General features: G+C 61.5%; 17 protein-coding genes. 14 read left to right on the forward strand and 3 right to left on the reverse strand.

The window, feature by feature from the left end; translation table 11 throughout:
- Positions 1 to 12: 12 nt before the first annotated feature.
- Entirely contained in the window at positions 13 to 2,562 is a 2,550-nt protein-coding gene (gene mrcB, locus GO007_RS21940; protein WP_095103680.1) for a bifunctional glycosyl transferase/transpeptidase, read from the reverse strand.
- A 617-nt stretch (positions 2,563 to 3,179) separates the two neighbouring features.
- Between mrcB and gspS the strand changes: the two genes are divergently transcribed.
- Positions 3,180 to 3,554, forward strand: coding sequence for a type II secretion system pilot lipoprotein GspS (gene gspS / locus GO007_RS21945; protein WP_095103682.1), 375 nt, complete (start codon positions 3,180 to 3,182; stop codon positions 3,552 to 3,554).
- 41 nt (positions 3,555 to 3,595) lie between these two features.
- Here gspS and gspB read toward each other — a convergent pair whose 3' ends face one another.
- Positions 3,596 to 4,150 carry a type II secretion system assembly factor GspB gene (gspB, locus tag GO007_RS21950; RefSeq protein WP_370525585.1) on the reverse strand — a complete coding sequence of 185 codons (555 nt, stop codon included), beginning with the start codon at positions 4,148 to 4,150 and terminating at the stop codon, positions 3,596 to 3,598.
- A 90-nt stretch (positions 4,151 to 4,240) separates the two neighbouring features.
- Positions 4,241 to 7,513, reverse strand: coding sequence for a pullulanase-type alpha-1,6-glucosidase (pulA, locus tag GO007_RS21955; RefSeq protein ID WP_095103686.1), 3,273 nt, complete (start codon positions 7,511 to 7,513; stop codon positions 4,241 to 4,243).
- A gap of 308 nt (positions 7,514 to 7,821) precedes the next feature.
- Between pulA and gspC the strand changes: the two genes are divergently transcribed.
- The 13 genes from gspC to GO007_RS22020 are packed head-to-tail and all read left to right on the forward strand — an operon-like array spanning position 7,822 to position 19,473.
- Positions 7,822 to 8,673, forward strand: a complete 852-nt coding sequence (gene gspC, locus GO007_RS21960) for a type II secretion system protein GspC (protein ID WP_095104097.1) — start codon at positions 7,822 to 7,824, stop codon at positions 8,671 to 8,673.
- Between the two features lie 42 nt (positions 8,674 to 8,715).
- A complete protein-coding gene (gene pulD, locus GO007_RS21965; protein WP_095104099.1) occupies positions 8,716 to 10,656 on the forward strand; it encodes a GspD family T2SS secretin variant PulD in 1,941 nt (646 codons plus the stop codon).
- Positions 10,653 to 12,179, forward strand: coding sequence for a type II secretion system ATPase GspE (gene gspE, locus GO007_RS21970; RefSeq protein WP_095103688.1), 1,527 nt, complete (start codon positions 10,653 to 10,655; stop codon positions 12,177 to 12,179). Before pulD ends, gspE begins: the two co-directional genes overlap by 4 nt.
- Positions 12,148 to 13,362: a type II secretion system inner membrane protein GspF gene (gspF, locus tag GO007_RS21975; RefSeq protein WP_095103690.1), complete on the forward strand. Its 1,215-nt coding sequence runs from the start codon at positions 12,148 to 12,150 to the stop codon at positions 13,360 to 13,362. The genes gspE and gspF overlap by 32 nt, the downstream gene beginning before the upstream one ends.
- Positions 13,363 to 13,382: 20 nt before the next feature.
- Positions 13,383 to 13,805 carry a type II secretion system major pseudopilin GspG gene (gspG, locus tag GO007_RS21980; RefSeq protein ID WP_095103692.1) on the forward strand — a complete coding sequence of 141 codons (423 nt, stop codon included), beginning with the start codon at positions 13,383 to 13,385 and terminating at the stop codon, positions 13,803 to 13,805.
- On the forward strand, positions 13,805 to 14,323 hold the full coding sequence (gene gspH / locus GO007_RS21985; RefSeq protein ID WP_095103694.1) for a type II secretion system minor pseudopilin GspH: 519 nt from the start codon (positions 13,805 to 13,807) through the stop codon (positions 14,321 to 14,323). The genes gspG and gspH overlap by 1 nt, the downstream gene beginning before the upstream one ends.
- The gene (gene gspI, locus GO007_RS21990) at positions 14,320 to 14,685 is read left to right on the forward strand and encodes a type II secretion system minor pseudopilin GspI (RefSeq protein WP_095103696.1); all 366 of its coding nucleotides are present in this window, start codon (positions 14,320 to 14,322) and stop codon (positions 14,683 to 14,685) included. The genes gspH and gspI overlap by 4 nt, the downstream gene beginning before the upstream one ends.
- Positions 14,686 to 14,696: 11 nt before the next feature.
- Positions 14,697 to 15,281, forward strand: a complete 585-nt coding sequence (gene gspJ / locus GO007_RS21995) for a type II secretion system minor pseudopilin GspJ (protein ID WP_095104101.1) — start codon at positions 14,697 to 14,699, stop codon at positions 15,279 to 15,281.
- A complete protein-coding gene (gspK, locus tag GO007_RS22000) occupies positions 15,278 to 16,258 on the forward strand; it encodes a type II secretion system minor pseudopilin GspK (RefSeq protein ID WP_095103698.1) in 981 nt (326 codons plus the stop codon). Before gspJ ends, gspK begins: the two co-directional genes overlap by 4 nt.
- Complete coding sequence (gene gspL, locus GO007_RS22005) at positions 16,251 to 17,447, forward strand: type II secretion system protein GspL (RefSeq protein WP_095103700.1); 1,197 nt, start codon at positions 16,251 to 16,253, stop codon at positions 17,445 to 17,447. The genes gspK and gspL overlap by 8 nt, the downstream gene beginning before the upstream one ends.
- Entirely contained in the window at positions 17,440 to 17,931 is a 492-nt protein-coding gene (gene gspM, locus GO007_RS22010; protein ID WP_095103702.1) for a type II secretion system protein GspM, read from the forward strand. Before gspL ends, gspM begins: the two co-directional genes overlap by 8 nt.
- Complete coding sequence (locus GO007_RS22015) at positions 17,921 to 18,676, forward strand: type II secretion system protein N (RefSeq protein WP_095103704.1); 756 nt, start codon at positions 17,921 to 17,923, stop codon at positions 18,674 to 18,676. Before gspM ends, GO007_RS22015 begins: the two co-directional genes overlap by 11 nt.
- Positions 18,673 to 19,473 carry a prepilin peptidase gene (locus GO007_RS22020; protein ID WP_095103705.1) on the forward strand — a complete coding sequence of 267 codons (801 nt, stop codon included), beginning with the start codon at positions 18,673 to 18,675 and terminating at the stop codon, positions 19,471 to 19,473. The genes GO007_RS22015 and GO007_RS22020 overlap by 4 nt, the downstream gene beginning before the upstream one ends.

Below are 19,473 nucleotides of genomic sequence, written 5' to 3' on the forward strand. Positions count from 1 at the left end.
TCAAGCGGATAGTTAATTGCTGCCGAACATATCCTTAATCCAGCCCGCTACGCCGTCACTTTTTTCCTGCTTCGGCGGCTGCTGCTGAGTCGCTGGCTGCTGCTGCTGAGGCTGCTGGCCGGACTGATTAAACGGATTGTTCTGCTGCTGTTGCTCCAGCTGCTGCTGCTGCATCTGTTCACCCTGGCGACAGAGCGCATCCGGCGCGGTGGTCCATACCGGTAGCGTGCGCATCCCTCCGCTACAGACGAAGTTGCCGCTGCTGTCTACGCCCATGTCCACCACATCTTCCGGCGCCGTCAGCACCAGCGGCGTTGGCGTCTGGTTGGCCAGATAGCGCTGATAAATAGACATCGCGCCGCTGGCACCGTACAGCTTCGTCGGCTGGTTGTTATCGCGACCAACCCAGGTAATCGTCACCTGGCTTCCGTCAATACCGGCGAACCATGTATCAACGTTGTTGTTGGTGGTCCCGGTTTTACCCGCCAGATGCAGGCCAGGATATTTCGCCCCAAGCTGACGACCGGTCCCGCGCTGCACAACCTGCTGCATGGTCCACAGCGTCATGTATGCGGCCTGCGCAGGAACCGCCCGCTCCGCCTGCGGATAGCTCTGATACAGAACGGTGCCATCTTCGGCGATCACCGAACGCAGCGCCGACAGCGTGGCGCGGTTACCGCCGCTGGCGATGGTCTGGAACGCCTGCGCCACTTCAATCGGCGTCAGGTTCAACGCCCCGAGGATCATCGCCGGTACCGGACTGAGCTGGTCTTTCGGCGCCCCCAGTTTGACCCAGGTATCGATGACCGCCGGCAGGCCCAGCGCCATCCCGAGGTTGACGGTCGGCACGTTCATCGAACGCGTCAGCGCGTCAACCAGCATCACCTGGCCGCTAAAGCGACGATCGTCGTTCTGCGGGGACCAGGTCTGGCCGTTGGAGAGGCGAATCGTCACCGGCGCATCGGCAATGGCGGTATTCAGGCGGTACTGGTTCGGCTGGCTTAACGCAGTCAGATAGGTCGCCGGCTTGGCCAGAGAACCAATCGAACGGCGGGCCTGCATCGCGCGGTTATAGCCCGCAAACTGCGGCTCCGCGCCGCCGACCATGGCCCGCACCTCGCCGGTATAGCGGTCAACCACCACCATCGCGGTTTCCAGATCCGCCAGCTTACGCTGCTTCTTCAGCGCCGGGATCCCTTCGGTGGCCGCCTTTTCCGCCGCGTCCTGCGCCACGGAATCGAAGGTCGTAAAGATCTTCACGCCGGAGAGATCTTTCACCTTATCGCCCAGCTTCGCCTGCAGCTCCTGACGCACCATCTGCATAAACGCCGGCTGCGGAGAAATGACGCCGCCGCGCGGCTGCACGCCCAGAGGACGGGCGCTCAGCATGTCGTACAGTTCCTGGTCGATAACGTTCTGCTGCTGCAGCAGGCGCAGAACCAGGTTACGACGCTCCAGCGACAGCTTCGGATTACGCCACGGGTTGTAAATCGATGCGCCTTTTACCATCCCCACCAGCAGAGCCTGCTGGTCAAGGCTCAGCTCTTCCACCGGACGGCCAAAGTAGTAAAGGCTGGCCAGCGGGAAGCCGCGAATTTCGTTATCGCCGCTCTGGCCGAGGTACACCTCGTTCATATACAGCTCGAGGATCCGATCCTTGCTGTAACGGGCGTCAACGATCAGCGCCATATAGGCTTCGTTGGCCTTACGCCAGTACGAGCGCTCGCTGGAGAGGAACAGGTTTTTCACCAGCTGCTGGGTCAGGGTACTGGCGCCCTGCACCGTGCGCCCCGCCGTCAGGTTTGCCAGCACCGCACGACCAATCGAGTACAGGCTGATACCGTCATGCTCGTAGAAGTGGCGGTCTTCGGTCGCCAGCAGGGTATCAACCAGCAGATCCGGGAAGCCGCTGCGCTTAACAAACAGGCGCTGCTCGCCGTTTGCCGACTGCAGCATGGTGATCAGCCGCGGATCGAGGCGGAAGAAGCCAAACTGGCGGTTATTCTCCATGTTCTCGATCGTTTCCAGGCGATCGCCATCAAAGGTCAGACGCGCGCGCACCTGCCCTTCTTTACTATCCGGGAAATCAAACGGACGGCGGATCATCTCAATGCTGTTGGCCTGCACGGTATATTCGCCCGGGCGCGTCATCGCGCTCACCTGACGATACTGCGTGGCGTTCAGCAGGCGCACCATTTCGTTTTTGCTGACCTGCATATCGGGTTCGAGGTTGACCATCCGGCCATATACCGCCGCCGGAAGCTCCCAAACCTTGCCGTCAATGCGGCTGCGGATCTTCTGATCGAGGTAGACGCCGTAAGCGGCAACCAGCACCGCGACAACAATCCCCAGCTTGACTAACAGCCACAGCCAGGTACGTTTACGCCGGGGCTTCTTACCTTTGCCATTCGCTTTCTTCGGCATCGGCTCTTCGTCCTCATAATCGTCGTCGTAATCATCGTCGTAGTCCTCGTCCCGAACCCGACGACGAGTCACTTTTTGTTTAGCCGGACGCGAGGGTTTACCCTTACGTCCGATAGGCTCGCGGTCATCTCCCGCCATGCTCTTTCTCCGCAACTTTCAGGCGTAAAAGCCTGATTCTCAATGCTTCCCCCTGCCAGAGGAAGAAGATATCTCTCAAATTCACGCCCGTGGGGTCTTATCCTGCAGGCGACCATCTATTGTCTGTACTTCGCGCGCTCAGCGTCTCAGGGCGCAGTTATGATCGATTTGCTCATGAGTTTAGTTAAAAAAATCATAAAACAAATCATAATCTTACATACTTCACCTGCAGAGAATTTTGGGACATAGCACTAATAGTCCAGGGAACACAGGATAGCACTAAACCAGGATATGCTTAACCAGCATTTTACTCCCTCGAGGCGTAACAAAAGGGAAAATATTATGTTTTTTAATAACATAAAAAATGTTCACCGCGTCTCCGTGCGCTTCAGAATTTTCGCCCCCCGCGCCGACGATAAAAACTAAAACTTCCCGGCACATGAAATATTATATTCGGACTGTGACAATAAATATTTTTCCGGAAGTAAAGATAAACCTTAAACCATCCGCAGATAAAAGTGGGAGCCGCTTAACAATTATATATAATAATATTTACTGATGACACCGTGGAAATATTTGTTAAACTACCCTTCAGTTAACCATTCCAGCTTAATATTATGCGAACTTTCGTTATATTTCCGCTTATCATGATTGCCGCTCTTGCAGGGTGCCAGCAGAATCGCTCCTCAACCTTAAGCCCTGCCGTCAGCAGCGAGGCGCAGCTTGAGCAGCTCTCATCCGTGGCCGCAGGCGCCCGCTATCTGAAGAACAGATGCAATCGCAGCGATCTGCCCGCAGACGAAGCCCTTACCCAGGCCGCGTGGAATGTCGGGAAAAAAAGAGGATGGGGAAATATCGATTACGCTACCCTGGCTCAGCGCAGCGCGCAGATGTATCAACAGCTGCAGCAGGACAGTACTCCGGAAACAACCAAATGCAGTCAGTTTAATCGCCAGCTGGCGCCATTTATTGCTGGCTTAGGTCGTCAATAAAATGTCGCAGCCGGTTATTTTGCGTTTTATTGCCGCGCAATTTATTGCCCCTGCGGACTATCCGCAATAATACCTCCCGGCCAGTCATCCAGCGCCGCCAGAGTAAACGTATTGCCCTTAAAGCTAAACACGGTTAAATCCTGCTGAATCTGCTCAATCACCAGATTCGGCAGCGGTGATTGCCCTTCCTGCCAGGACTGGCCGTTGATAACAATAGTGCGCTTATCCTCGCGCGAGGCGTAGATATGCGCGCTGTAGCGCAGTGCCGGTAAATAATCCTCCTCTGAACTCTCCTCCTCCACGCTGGCCTGCCCCTTTTCCTTTGTCGGAGCCTTTGCCGGAGCCGGAGTGGGGGCCGATGCAGAATGGCTAAGCGGCACCAGCGCCGCGTGCGCCACCGGCACCATCGACGTTTGCGCGACCGGCGCATTTCGCCACTGCTCGCCGCTAAACCAGCCCAGCGCGATAAATAGCGCGGCGTAGAGCGGGACGGTCAGCCAGGGAACCTGCACCATTCCGCCGACCATCACCGGCGCTCCCGCATCCCGGATGTCCGCCGCGGGCGTCGGGCACTCTTCATCATGGCGAATCATCACACCCTCTCTCCTGATACCGGAAAAACCGCAGCCCGGCTCTGAGCGCCGGGCTGCCTGACCCCTTTCATGCGGGTCAGCTAAAGAGACGCTTTACTTACTGCTTACCGGCAGGCCCGCGCCCTGCGCGTCGCCCTGCGGTTTTTCCAGCACCGCAACGGACCAGGCAGGCAGCGTAATCGCGCCGTCGGCAGCGATCTCGACGCCGTTCGCCAGCGACCCCTCTCCCGCCGCCTGCTGAACGGAACTCAACTGCAGGTTTTCACCATTGAAATCATGGAGGGTCCGGCTCTCAGGCGCCGCGTTGATCGCCACGACCAGGCCGTCCACCCGGCCGTCGAGGCTCGCTCCCGCCTGGACGCCATCATCGATGGTCATGATCAGCAGGCCAGCCAGCGCGTCGGCTCCGGTATTGCGGAAATCGACGCGCTTCATCACCGCGCTGCCGTCACCTAAGGTGAAGAGCGGGGATGATTTGCGCAGCTGGGTCAGCTCCTGATAGAACGCGGTCATCTGCTGCAGCTCCGGCTCGCCGGGAGTCGCCACCATCTCCTTAACGCGGGAAATCAGATCGTAATTGCTGCCGTCATCGCTACTGCGCGGCATCCCGACGTTAAAGTTATTGTCCTGCATGGCGTAGTCGACGCGGTTAAACCAGTCGCCGGAGTCATAGGAGTCGCGGGTGAAGGATTTAGAGCGCAGCAGCTCCGAACCCTGCTGATCGAAGGCGATCCCCTGACCCAGCATCACCGTCGCCAGCGATACCGCCTGCATCCGCACGCGGGTATTGAGATCGGCCTCCTGCGCGGCTTTGTAGCTAATCATGTCCCACAGCGTTTGGTTATCGTGCTTCGAGACGTAGTTAACAACCTCCGTCGGGTCAGCCGCATAGCCGCCCGGCGCGCCGTTGTAGTCAATCTCGCTGCCTTTTTTCACCGCGCCGTCTTTATCAACCATCACAAAGTCGGCCAGGTTTCCGGCCATTCCCAGACGCGTCAGATCGGCAAGATGGCGCACCGTATCTTCGTTCTGGCTGGCGATCTCGTTAGGCAATACCCCGGCACCGCTGCCGATCCCCTGGTTCTGACGCAGCGCATCGCCGGAGTCAAACGGACCGCCGCCGCGCACCGAGTCACGCAAACGATCGGAGAACGTCCCGATACCGCTGCCTTTGAGATTGATCTGCGAAGCGATTTCGAAACGGTCGCTCTGCCCGGAATCCCAGCCTTCACCGAAGAAGTAGATATCCGGATTTAGGGCCTTCACCCGCTCCCACGCCGACAGGATCTGCGCTTTCGGGTGATAGCCCATCAGGTCGAAACGGAAGGCGTCAATTTTGTAATCGGTGGTCCATACCGCCAGCGAGTCGGCGATAAGCTTGGCGAACATCCGATGCTCCGGCGCGGAGTCCGAGCAGCAGGTCGCCGATTCAACGCTTCCGGTAGTTTCGTTCAGACGCTGATAGTACCAGGGGACGATTTTATCCAGCACCGAAGTCCGGTCAGTTGGCCCGGCGGCATTGGTGTGGTTGTACACCACGTCCATGATCACGTTCATTCCCAGATCCTGCTTAATCGCCTGGATCATGGTACGGAACTCTTTGATCCGCGCGGTCCCTTCCGGGTTGGTGGCGTAAGAGCCTTCCGGCACCGTGTAGTGGAACGGATCGTAGCCCCAGTTATAGGAATCGGTCTGCGCGACCAGGCTGTTCAGCGCCTGAACCTGCGGATTATCCTGGCTATCGCTTTGCTTCAGCTGATTAAGCACCTCTTCCACCGTCGACCCGCTGGCGCAATAAGCGGCAAATTCGCTGCTCTTCACCGCGCTGTTGACTTCGCAGAGGCGGCTGAACGGCTGCTGGATGTCGGCCACTTTGTCGCTGAACTCGTTGACCGTCGCCAGATCGAAGACCGGCAGCAGCTCAACGTGGGTCACTCCGGAGGCGGAGAGCTTTTTCAGATGCTGCACCATGTTGCTGTCCTGAGCGGTGAGCGCCAGATATTTACCGCGCAGCTCGGCCGGAACGGTGCTGTCCCAGGCAGAAAGATCGCGAATATGCGATTCATGAATCGTCATCTTCGCCAGATCGGCTTTGGTTTTCTGCGCATGAGGCATCGCCAGGCTATCCCAGCCGTCGGGCTTGAGCGCGCTGTCGTTCAGATCGACAACCTGGCTGTACTCCGAATTGGTGGAGAGGCTATGGGCGTAAGGGTCGGTCACCTCGTACTGTTCAATCTTGCGCGACTGCGGGTGATAAACCGTCAGCGCATAGCGATAGAAGGCCCCCTTCAGGTCGCTTCCGCCCTGCCATGCCCAGGCGCCCGAGGCCGCGTCGCGGGTCATCGGATGGCTGGCAAGCACCTTTTTATCGGCGCTATACAGCACCAGATCGACCTGCTGCGCGGTCGGCGCCCACAGGCGGAAATTAACCCCGCCATCGCTCACCTGCGCCCCGTAGCTGAGGGCCTCCGCCGGCGGCGCGTAGACGTCGTCCAGCACGCCCGCCGTCTGCACCTGGGTGGCGGAGATCAGAATGCCGTCCTTCTCGGCGGCGATCGCCACCGTTTCGCCCTGCAGCAGCTCGTCAACCGGCGCATTATCCGGAAGCTTAAAGGCGGCGTAGCTGGAGAGCTGCGGGAAGCGCATGCTCACCTGCTGGCTGACGGTGGTGGGAGTCAGGTTCAGATAGCGATCGGTAAATTTCCCTTCGCTATCGGCGGCCACTTTACTGCTGTGGCTGTAGTAAAGGCGGACGATTGGTTTGTCCTGTCCGCCCGGCCACAGCAGAGTGGTCTTGTCAACCCAGTGGGCCTCGGCAAGCGCCACGCCAAACGCGGCGCGAAACGCATCCGCGCGGGTATCATATAGCGAGCCGCTGCCGGCGATAACCGAGACCGTGCGGTCGGTAAAGTCGCCGAACGACACGCGCAGATCGCTATCGATCAGCTTGTTGGTGCCATCTCTGACGATGACGTTAATACAGCCGCTCTCTTTATTGAGCGGAATCACCCAGTACGGGCCGTATTTATCGCTGCCGCTCGGGGTGGTGCTGACGTCATTCCAGTCCGCCACCGGCGCGCTTAACGCATCGCAGGTTTCATTATTCCAGAGATAGAGGTTCCGGGTGCTGTAATCCGCGGCGGTGGTGCCGGTAATGCCAGCAATATCAACCAGATGAATGACCGCCTGCTGAGAGGAAGCCGTGGCAGCTTCACCGGGAACCGCCACATCGGGTAAACGAACAACGACATCCTGATTATCGGGAGTGTCAGGTGAGCCAGAGGAAGAAGATGAAGAACTATTATCGCAGCCGCTAAGTAAAACCAACGAGCCAAGGAATAGGGCATTACAGGTATATCTGAGCATTCGATAGTCCCTAATATGCTTAATAAATTATGAAAGGTAAGAGAAGATGTTTATCTGTAAAGCGCCGGCAATTAGATATTTTTGCTTTCAGCGATTCAATCATCCATTAACAATTAATGGGGGGGCGTAGGCGGCCGGGGGAGTAAAAATAAAAAGGGAATGACGACCCGGATAGCGAAACTCATTATGCTTTGCGGCGACTAATCAAGAATTTCGCAATAAAAGATCTAAATATAAAAAGCCACCCACCAATACAGGTAGGGAAGCGATGCCGCCCCGGGGAAAACAGGATGAGAAAAAGAATTAAAATACCTTTTTCTGTGATGAGGTTAACACTAACAAATAAAACAATAATTAACAATACTCCTCATATTGTGATGTTCGTCATATTATTACTTATCGCTCAGCAGCTCGCCAAATTAAGCTGGCGGATTATATTCCCTGTAGATCCTGCGGCTATGGCGATTAACGCCGCGACGGTTTTCGCTCCCCCGATCGCTATTCGACAAACGGAATTAGCGCCGTTTACGCTATTTGGCAGCGCGGAAAAAACGCCTCCGGCATCGGGCGTATCCACCGACGGTAAGAGCCTGGCCCAGGCGCCGCTTTCCGCCCTGAAGCTGCGGATCACCGGCCTGCTCGTCAGCAGCGATGCCGCGCGGTCGATTGCCATCGTGGCAAAAGGGAATCAACAGGTTAGCCTGGGCGTTGGCGACAGCACGCCGGGTAACGAAGCCAAAATAGTCGCTATTCTCAACGATCGCCTGATCGTTAACTACCGGGGCAGAAACGAAGCGATACCGCTCTTTGACGACGCCGCCGCGGGCGTGAAACCCGCCCTGACGCCGCCCGCGAAAGCGTGGGTTAAACAGCTGCGCGAACAGCCGCAAAATATTCTCAACTATCTCAATATTTCCCCGATTATGGTTAATGAGCAGCTCAGCGGATATCGACTCAATCCGGGAAAAGACCCCACTCTTTTTCGTCAGTCCGGCTTACATGAAAACGATCTGGCGGTCGCCATGAATGGCCTCGATCTTCGCGATCGGCAGCAGGCTCAGCAAGCATTAAAACAGCTCCCCGAGCTCAGCGAAATAACGCTGACCGTCGAACGCGATGGTCAGCGGCAGGATATCTATTTAGCCTTGAGGGATGAATAATTGCGCAGAACCATAAATTTCCGTCTGCTTTTCACGCTGCTGATGATATTCAGCACGCTGTTATTCAAACCCGCCGGCGCAGAAGAATTCTCCGCCAGCTTCAAGGGCACCGATATTCAGGAATTTATTAATACCGTCAGCAAAAACCTCAATAAGACGGTCATTATCGACCCCAGCGTACGCGGCACAATTACCGTTCGCAGCTACGATATGCTCAATGAAGAACAATATTATCAGTTCTTCCTCAGCGTCCTCGACGTCTACGGTTTTGCGGTTATCAATATGAATAATGGCGTACTGAAGGTCGTGCGTTCAAAAGATGCCAAAACCGCGGCGGTCCCGGTCGCCAGCGACGCCTCGCCGGGCGAGGGCGATGAGGTGGTTACCCGGGTGGTACCGCTGACCAACGTGGCCGCCCGCGATCTCGCGCCGCTGCTGCGACAGCTCAATGACAACGCCGGGGCCGGCAGCGTGGTGCACTACGAGCCGTCCAACGTGCTGCTGATGACCGGACGCGCGGCGGTGATTAAGCGCCTGCTGACCATCGTCGAGCGCGTTGATAACGCCGGCGATCGCAGCGTGGTGACGGTCCCGCTCTCCTGGGCCTCCGCCGCCGACGTGGTCAAGCTGGTGAATGAGCTGAACAAAGACACCAGCAAATCCGCGCTCCCCGGTTCGATGGTGGCGAACGTGGTCGCCGACGAGCGGACCAATTCGGTGCTGGTGAGCGGCGAACCGAACTCCCGCCAGCGCATCATCACCATGATCAGGCAGCTCGACCGCCAGCAGGCGGTACAGGGAAACACCAAGGTTATCTACCTCAAGTATGCCAAAGCCGCCGATCTGGTGGAGGTGCTAACCGGCATCAGCAGCAGCATGCAGAGCGAAAAGCAGAGCGCGAAGCCGGTGGCGGCGCTGGATAAAAACATCATCATCAAAGCCCACGGCCAGACCAACGCGCTGATCGTGACCGCCGCCCCGGACGTCATGAACGACCTCGAGCGGGTCATCGCTCAGCTGGATATTCGCCGTCCGCAGGTGCTGGTTGAAGCCATTATTGCCGAGGTTCAGGACGCCGACGGCCTCAATCTGGGCGTACAGTGGGCCAACAAAAACGCCGGCATGACCCAGTTCAACAACAGCGGGCTGCCGATCTCAACGGCCATTGCCGGCGCCAACCAGTACAACAAAGACGGCACGGTCACCAGCTCGCTCGCCAGCGCGCTAAGCTCCTTTAACGGCATCGCCGCCGGGTTCTATCAGGGGAACTGGGCGATGCTGCTCACCGCCCTCTCCAGCAGCAGCAAAAACGATATTCTCGCCACCCCCAGCATCGTCACCCTCGACAACATGGAGGCGACCTTTAACGTCGGCCAGGAGGTTCCGGTGCTCAGCGGCTCGCAGACCACCTCCGGCGATAACATCTTCAATACCGTCGAACGAAAAACCGTCGGCATCAAGCTGAAGGTCAAGCCGCAGATTAACGAAGGGGACTCGGTGCTGCTGGAAATTGAGCAGGAGGTTTCCAGCGTCGCCGACTCCGCCTCCAGCACCAGCTCGGATTTAGGCGCGACCTTCAACACCCGCACGGTTAACAACGCGGTGCTGGTCGGCAGCGGCGAAACCGTCGTCGTGGGCGGGCTGCTGGACAAAAGCGTCACCGACTCCGCCGACAAGGTCCCGCTGCTCGGCGATATTCCGCTGATTGGCGCCCTGTTCCGCTCCACCAGCAAAAAGGTTTCCAAACGCAACCTGATGCTGTTTATCCGGCCGACCATTATTCGCGATCGCGATGGCTACCGGCAGGCCTCCTCGGGCCAGTACGCCGCCTTTAACGACGCGCAAACCAAACAGCGCGGCAAAGACGGCACGGAAGCGTCGCTGAACGATGACCTGCTGCATATCTACCCCCAGCAGGATACCGCCGCGTTTCGTCGGATCGGCGCCGCCATCGATGCCTTCAACCTGGGAGGCAAACCATGACGCCAGCGGCGGAACGCCGCCCGCTGCTGCCTTTCGTCTATGCCCGCGCCCACGGCATTATCCTGCTGAGCGATGGCGCGACCTGCGCCGTCCGCTGCCTCGCCGACGCCCCGACGGCGGCGCTGCTTGAGGCGCGCCGGGTGGCGGATATGCCGATCGAGGTCCAGCGGCTGGCCGCCGATGAGTTCGAGAAGCTGCTGGTGCTCAGCTATCAGCGTGATTCGGCGGAAGCCCGGCGCATGATGGCCGATATCGGCAATGAGCTGGATTTATACACCCTCGCCGACGAGCTGCCCGACACCGACGATCTGCTGGATAGCGAGGACGATGCGCCCATTATCCGCCTGATCAACGCCATGCTGACGGAGGCCATCAAAGAAAAGGCCTCGGATATTCATATCGAAACCTACGAGCGCCACCTGCAGATCCGCTTTCGCGTTGATGGCGTCCTGCGGGAGATCCTCCGCCCACAGCGTCGGCTTGCGGCCCTGCTTATTTCGCGCATTAAGGTGATGGCCAACCTCGATATCGCGGAAAAGCGCATTCCGCAGGATGGCCGCATGGCGCTGCGTATCGGCGGACGCGCCGTTGACGTGCGCGTCTCGACGCTGCCCTCCGGCCACGGCGAGCGCGTGGTGCTGCGCCTGCTGGATAAAAACAGCGTCAACCTCGACCTGCTGACCCTCGGCATGCCGCCCGCGCTCCTGCAGCAGGTCGATGAACTGATGGCCCGCCCGCACGGCATCATTCTGGTCACCGGCCCTACCGGTTCGGGCAAAAGCACCACCCTGTACGCCGCCCTCAGCCGCCTCGACGCTCGCGAGCGCAATATTATGACTATTGAAGATCCCGTCGAATACGAGCTGGAGGGCATCGGCCAGACGCAGGTCAACGCCAGGGTGGAGATGACCTTCGCCCGCGGGCTGCGCGCCATTTTGCGTCAGGACCCTGACGTGGTGCTGGTGGGCGAGATCCGCGACAGCGAGACGGCGCAGATTGCCGTCCAGGCCTCCCTGACCGGGCACCTGGTGCTCTCCACGCTGCATACCAACAGCGCGCTGGGGGCGATCTCGCGCCTGCAGGATATGGGCGTGGAGCCATTTCTGCTGTCAACCTCGCTGCTGGCGGTGATGTCGCAGCGCCTGGTGCGCCGGCTCTGCCCGCACTGCCGTCGACCGGGGCAGGCGGATGCGCAAACGGCGAAACGGATGGGCGTCCCGACCGGTACCGCCATGTGGCACGCCGAGGGCTGCGGGGAGTGCGGCTTCACCGGCTATCGCGGGCGCACCGGGATCCACGAGCTGCTGCGGGTCGACGATCGGGTGCGGATGGCAATCCACCGCGGAGAAAACGAATTAACGCTGGGCCAGCGGCTGGGGACGGACTATATCACCCTCCGCCACGCCGGGCTGGAGAAGGTGCTGAGCGGCATCACCAGCTGGGAAGAGGTGGTCAGGGTGACCGAGCAGCAAACGGCACAGGGGGAGCAGGATGGCCATTTTTCGCTACCAGGCGCTCGATGAACGCGGCAGGACGCAGCGCGGCGTACAGCAGGCGGACTCCGCCCGCCACGCCCGCCAGCTGCTGCGGGAAAAGGGCTGGCTGCCCGTTGAGATCAAGGCCGCTGAAGGCCCCGCGCGCGGCGGCGGGCGTTCGCTGCTGACGCGACGCACCGGCGCCGGCGACCTCGCCCTGCTCACCCGGCAGCTGGCGACGCTGGTAGCGGCGGCAATCCCGTTGGAAAAAGCGCTGGATGCCGTGGCGCAGCAGTGCGAAAAAGCGCACCTGAAAACCCTGATGGCCGGGGTGCGCGGCAAGGTGCTGGAAGGACATACCCTGGCGGAGGCCATGCGCGGCTATCCGGCCTGCTTCGATCGGCTGTATTGCGCGATGGTCGCCGCGGGCGAAACCTCCGGGCACCTTGCCGGCGTGCTTAACCGGCTGGCGGACTATACCGAACAGCGCCAGCAGCTTCGCGCCCGCCTGCTGCAGGCCATGATCTACCCCATCGTTCTGACCCTGGTCGCCATCAGCGTGATCGCCATTTTGCTCTCCACGGTGGTGCCGAAGGTCGTCGATCAGTTCGTCCATCTCAAGCAGGCCCTGCCGTTTTCCACCCGCCTGCTGATGACCATGAGCGATATCGTCAGAGGCGCCGGGCCCTGGCTACTGCTGGCGCTGCTGGCGGGCGGGCTGCTGCTTCATTACGCCCTGCGCCAGCCCGCGCGGCGGCTCATCTGGCATAGACAGCTGCTGCGCCTGCCGCTGATTGGCCGGGTGGCCCGCAGCATCAACAGCGCTCGCTACGCCCGCACCCTCAGCATTCTTAACGCCAGCGCCGTCCCGCTGCTGCCGTCGATGCGCATCAGCGCGGAGGTGTTAAGCAACACCTGGGCGCGCCGCCAGCTGGAAACCGCCGCGGAGTCGGTGCGCGAAGGGAGCAGCCTGCACCGCGCCCTCGAAACCACCGCCCTTTTCCCGCCGATGATGCGCTACATGGTTGCCAGCGGCGAACAGAGCGGCGAGCTCAACGGCATGCTCGAACGCGCCGCCGATAACCAGGACCGCGAGCTGAGCGCGCAAATTCAGATGGCGCTCAGCCTGTTTGAGCCGCTGCTGGTGGTGGCGATGGCCGGCATGGTGCTGTTTATCGTGCTGGCCATTCTGCAGCCGATCCTGCAGCTCAACACCCTTATGAGTATGTAATTGTCTTAATGGAGAAAAATATGCAACGACAGCGTGGATTCACCCTACTGGAAATTATGGTGGTGATTGTCATCCTCGGTATTCTTGCCAGCCTGGTGGTACCTAACCTGATGGGCAATAAAGAAAAAGCGGACCGGCAAAAGGTGGTCAGCGATCTGGTGGCGCTGGAAGGCGCGCTGGATATGTACAAGCTGGATAACAGCCGCTATCCCAACACCGAGCAGGGGCTCGCGGCGCTGGTCAGCCGTCCCACCGCCGAGCCGCTGGCGCGTAACTATCCGGAAGGCGGCTATATCCGCCGTCTGCCGCAGGACCCGTGGGGCAACGACTATCAGCTGCTCAGCCCCGGCCAGCACGGCCAGGTCGACGTCTTTAGCGTTGGGCCGGACGGCATGCCGGACACCAACGACGATCTCGGCAACTGGAATATCGGGAAAAAATAGTGCAACAGCGCGGCTTCACGCTACTGGAGATGATGCTCATTTTGCTGCTGATGGGCGTTAGCGCGGGCATGGTGATGCTGGCGTTTCCGCCATCGCGCGAGGATGACGCGGCGCAGACCCGCGATCGCTTTGAGACGCAGCTGCGCTTTATCCGCGATCGCGGGCTGCAAACCGGCCAGTTCTTCGGTATCTCGATTCACCCCGACCGCTGGCAGTTTATGCGGCTGCAGTCCGCAGACGAGAACGGCAGAGCCGGAGAAGCGGACGGCGGCGAGGAGAGTCCCCGCTGGCAGCCGCTGCAGATCGCTCGCCTCGCCACCTCGGGCAGCGCCGCCCCGGAACCGCTGGCGCTGAGCTTTCCCGATGGCGCCGCCTGGACGCCGGGCGAACAGCCCGACGTTCTGCTGTTCCCCGGCGGGGAAGTGACGCCCTTTCAGCTGCGCATCGGCAGCGGGCAGGCGCTGAACGTTGATGCTCGCGGCGACATTCAGCCGGCGCAGCGGGAGGAGAGTCCATGAAATCACAATCCGGGATGACGCTTATCGAAGTCATGGTCGCGCTGGTGGTCTTCGCCCTCGCCGGGCTGTCCGTGATGCAGGCAACGCTGCAGCAGACCCGCCACCTCGGGCGAATGGAGGAGAAAACCCTCGCCGGGTGGCTTGCCGACAATCAGCTAATCCAGCTGAAGCTGGAAAACCGCTGGCCGGCGCTGAGCCCCTCGGAAACGACGGTCCAGGCGGCAGGCGGCAGCTGGCACATCCGCTGGCAGGGCGTCGAAACGGAGCTCCCGCAGCTGCGGGCGCTGGACGTCGAGGTCCGCCATGATAAAAGCGATAAGGCTCCGGTCTCTTCGCTGCGCACCTGGGTGACCCGGCCATGAAGAATGGCACCATGCGCGGCTTTACCCTCGTTGAAATGCTGCTGGCGCTGGCGATCCTCGCCGCGCTGAGCGTGGCGGCGATCGGCGTACTGCAAAACGTCATTCGCGCGGATACGCTCACCAAAGAAAAAGCGCAGCAGATCCAGGCGCTGCAGCAGACCTTTAGCCAGATGGCCGCCGACTTCAACCAGATCGTTCCCCGCCGCGGGCGCAACGACGACGCCCTGTTCTCTGCCGGGCGCTTCCTGCTGGGCAGCGACGACTGGGCGATAGCCTTTAGCCGCAGCGGCTGGCCAAACCCGATGGGCATTTTGCCGCGCTCAGAGATCCAGAGCGTCAGCTACCGCCTGCGCCAGCAGCAGCTGGAGCGTCTGAGCTATGACCAGCAGGACCCGCTCACCGGCAGCCGGCCGACGACCTGGGTCCTGCAGCGCGACGTCCAGGCGTTCCGCCTGCGCTTTTACGCCAGCGGCCGCTGGCAGGATCGCTGGGAGTCCGCGCAAAATCTGCCGCAGGCGCTTGAAGTCACCTTAACGCTGAAGGGCTACGGCGACATCACGCGCCTGTTTTTGCTTGCCCCCGGAGACCAGCCGTGAACGGCCGACAGCGCGGCGTCGCGCTGCTGATGGTGCTGCTGATCCTCGCCCTGATGATGGTGCTGGCGAGCGCCATTACCGAAAGAACGGCGCGGATGTACCAGCAAACGGCCACCACCCTCGATAACCTGCAGGCCAAATGGTACGCGCTGGGCGCGGAGACGATGGTCGCCGCCCTGCTGCAGCGCGACGCGCTTGATTCGCCGAATCAAACCCATCTGGCGCAAAACTGGGCCCAGCAGGGACGCCGCTTTACGCTCGCCGACGGTGAGATTTACGCCACTATTACCGACGACCAGGCCTGTTTCAATCTGAACGCCATCAACCGCACCGCCGCCGATGAAAGCGAAGCGATCCCCGCCGCGGCGCGCGCCTTTACCCGTCTGCTGGAAAAGCTCGGCGCGGAGCCGCTGCGCGCCCTGCAGCTCACCGCCGCCCTGCGCGACTGGATCGATGCGGATAGTCAGCCGCTGCTTAACGGCGCGGAAGACGAGGTCTATATGGCGCAGTCCCCGGGCTACCTGACCGGCAACCAGAGTATCCAGGACCTCAGCGAGCTGCGCCTGCTCGCCGGGATGGACCCGGCGCTGTACCAGCGTCTGCTGCCCTACGTCTGCGCCCAGCCGAACGACGCCCTGCAGATCAATATCAATACCCTGAAGCCGGCGCAGGCCGCTCTGCTGGCGGCGCTGTTTCCCGCCGATCTGAGCATTCAGCAGGCGCGCCAGCTGCTGAGCGCCCGTCCGGCAAGCGGCTGGAACAGCGTTGCCGCGTTTTTAGCCCAGCAGGCGCTGCAGGACACCGACACCACCGCCGTACGCCCCTGGCTGACGGTCCATAGTGAACGCTTTGTCGCATCGTTCACCGTGGTCATGGGCAGCGCGCGCTATCAGCAGCGCAACCTCCTGCAGCTGGAGGGGCGCAGCTTCCGCGTTATCCAGCGACGTTATGGACTTTACAGAGTGGCCGATGAATAACGATAAAACGCCGCCGCGCGCGGCGCTCATTTTGCGCCTTGGCGCCCCTGACCGGCCGATAGCCTGGCGCCTGCTCTCGCCCGGACAGCCGGAGAGAGCCGGCGCATGGTCTCCCGGTGACGATGACCCGACGCTGCGCGAGCTGGCGGCGCGCTATCCCGCCTGGGTATTGGTTCCCGCCAGCGACTGCGCTTTTCACCGCGTGACGCTGCCCGCCGGCCTGCGCCAGCGCCCGCAGCAGATCCTGCCCTTCCTGCTCGAAGAGCAGCTGGCAACTGACGTCGAAGAGGTCCATTTTGCGCTGCTCCACCGGCAGAAAAATATCTGCCATGTCGCCGCCCTGCAGCGGCAAAAAATGCGCGAGTGGCTCGCCCGCTGCGACGAGCTGGGGCTGGAGGTCCTCGCCCTGACGCCGGATGTGCTGGCCCTCCCCTTCACCCCGGCCCGCTGGAGCGCGCTGCAGGTCGGCGAACAGTGGCTGATTCGCCACCAGGCCTGGGGCGGGATGGCGGCGGAAGCCGGCTGGCTGGCTGAGCTGCTTTCCCCCGGCGAGGAGCAGCCGCCGATCGACAGCTACTCTCCGCCCCCGCCGATCCCGGCGCCGTGGCGCGAACAGGCGGCGCAGGATTTACTCCAGCTGGCGGCGGCGGATCCGACGGCGCAGCGCATCTGCTTACGTCAGGGAGACTTTGCGCCGAAACGCCGCTGGCAGCCCGCCGGGCTGCGCTGGCGTCCGGCGATGGCCGCTGCCGCCGCGCTGGCGCTGCTGTGGGGCACCAACGCCGTGCTCGATCATCTGGCGCTCGGCCAGCGGGCAGCCGCGGCTCAGCAGGCCAGCCAGGGGTTTTATCGCCAGTGGTTTAAAACGGAGACCCGGGTGATTAATCCGCGCCTGCAGATGCAGCAGCATCTGCGCCAGCTTGAGCAGACGGCGGCGCACCCGCCGGCAGTCGTCACCATCGGCCTGGTGCAAAAAATCGTGGCCGAGACCCCGGGAGTTCGCCTGCGGGCATTGGCCTATGATGGCGCGCGCAACGCCCTGCAGCTCGACGTTTCGGCGGTATCGCCGCGGGCGCTGGAGCAGTTCACTCTCCGGGCGCAGCCCCATTTTCGCGTACGAACCGGCGAAATGAAGCCGCGCGCGGATGGCATTGAAGGGCGTCTCTCCCTGGAGGGTAACGATGGATAGCCTGCGTATTTTATGGCAGCAGCGCTCGCAGCGGGAGCAGCGCCTGCTGATGGCGATGGCCATCGCGCTGTTCGTCGGTATCGCGTATTACGCCTTCTGGCAGCCGTGGCTCAACCGCGAACAGCAGTGGCGGCAAACCCTCGTCAAAGAGCAGGCCAGCCTGCGCTGGATGCGGCAGCAGACTCCGCTGCTACAGCAGCTAAGCCGCCAGCAGCCGGGCCCTGCGGCCAGCGGCGAGGAGCCTTCGGCGGTCATCATGCGCGAGGCGGCCCGTCAGGAACTGGCGATCGTCCGACTGCAGCCGCAGGGGATGCGGGTGAGCGTCACCCTCGAAGCCTGCACCTTTCAGGCTCTGATGTCATGGCTGGACGCGCTGGGCCGAGGGGGAATTCACGCCGCCTCGCTGGCCGTCACCGCGCATCCCCAGCGTCCCGGCTGGGTGACGGTGAATACTCTGATCCTCGAGCGTCAGCATGAGAAGTAAAGCCGCCATCGGACTTCTGCTCGGCGCCTGGCTGCTGTGGATGCTGCTCACCGCCCCCGCCAGGCTGCTGACCGCCGCGCTGCCGGCCGGGATCGGCGTCGGCGAGCTTGCCGGCACCGTCTGGCGAGGCGAGGCCAGAGATATTGCCTGGCGCGGAGCCAGCCTCGCCCACCTGCGCTGGCAGCTGGCTTTCTCCGGCGCGCTTCCGGGCTGGCGTATTTCGTTCAGCGATCCCAGCGGGCTGCGCGGCCAGGTCTGGCTCCAGGGGCTGAGCGCGCTGACCCTGCGCGATGGCCGCTTTATCGTCCCCGCCAGTATTGCCGGCCGCGGGCTGGCGCAGGCAGGGGCGGTTGACGCCGGCGGCCTGATTACGGTGGAAATCGCCGAGGCTCGCTTCAGCCATGCCGGCTGCCAGCAGATATCCGAGGGGCGCGCGCGCTGGCAGGATGCGACGCTGAGCTCGCCCGCCGGCTCCCTGACGCTGGCCAGCGTCAGCGGCAAATTCAGCTGTACGCCTGCGGGCGCGCTGACGATGAACATCAGCCAGGACTCGCATCAGCTAAGCCTAAGCGGACAGGGCACCCTCGCGCCTGACGGCGGCTACGCCTTTCGCGGCACGCTGCAGAGCCGACAGTCAACGCCGACGCTGCTCGCGGCGCTTATCGCCCAGGGCGGCCGCCAGGATGAACATGGACGCACGCCCTGGCAGCTGCAGGGCAAATGGTCGCCACGGGAGAAACCATGACCCTATTTACCGCATTTTCCCAGCAGTTCCCCCTGATATGGGGCTGCTTTTTGTTTATTTTCGGCCTGTGCTTCGGCAGCTTTTTTAACGTCGTGATCTACCGGCTGCCGCTGATGTTAATGGCCGAGAAGGGGCAGGAGCGGCTCAATCTCAGCTTTCCGCCGTCGTTCTGCCCGCAGTGTCGGCAGCCCGTTGCCTGGCGGGATAACGTCCCGCTGTTCAGCTTCCTGCTGCTGAAAGGCCGCTCCCGCTGCTGCGCGCGGCCGATTTCACGCCGCTATCCGCTGACCGAGCTATTCTGCGGGCTGCTGTTTGTTCTCGCCGGGTATCTGCTGACTCCCGGTTTACCGCTGCTGGGCGGGCTGGGGCTGCTTTCCACCCTGCTGGTGCTGGCCATCATCGACGACAGGACGCAGCTGCTCCCCGATTGCCTGACGCTACCGCTGCTGTGGGCCGGGCTGCTGTTTAATCTCAACGCCGCGTTTGTGCCGCTGACGGATGCGGTTATCGGCGCGGTGGCGGGCTACGTGTCGCTCTGGGCGGTGTACTGGGTATTTCGGCTGCTGACCGGCAAGGAGGCGCTGGGATATGGCGATTTTAAGCTGCTGGCGGCGCTCGGCGCGTGGTCCGGCTGGCAGGCGCTGCCGCATACGCTGCTGCTGGCCTCAGCCAGCGGGCTGATCTGGACCTTACTGCAGCGGCGGCTGACCCGCCAGGCGCTGGATCAGCCGCTGGCCTTCGGCCCCTGGCTGGCGCTGGCCGGCGGCGGCCTGTTTTTATGGGTCCAGGCGTCATAG

The sequence above is a fragment of the Klebsiella sp. 10-1 genome, assembly GCF_009758445.1.
Taxonomy (GTDB): Bacteria; Pseudomonadota; Gammaproteobacteria; order Enterobacterales; family Enterobacteriaceae; genus Klebsiella; species Klebsiella scottii.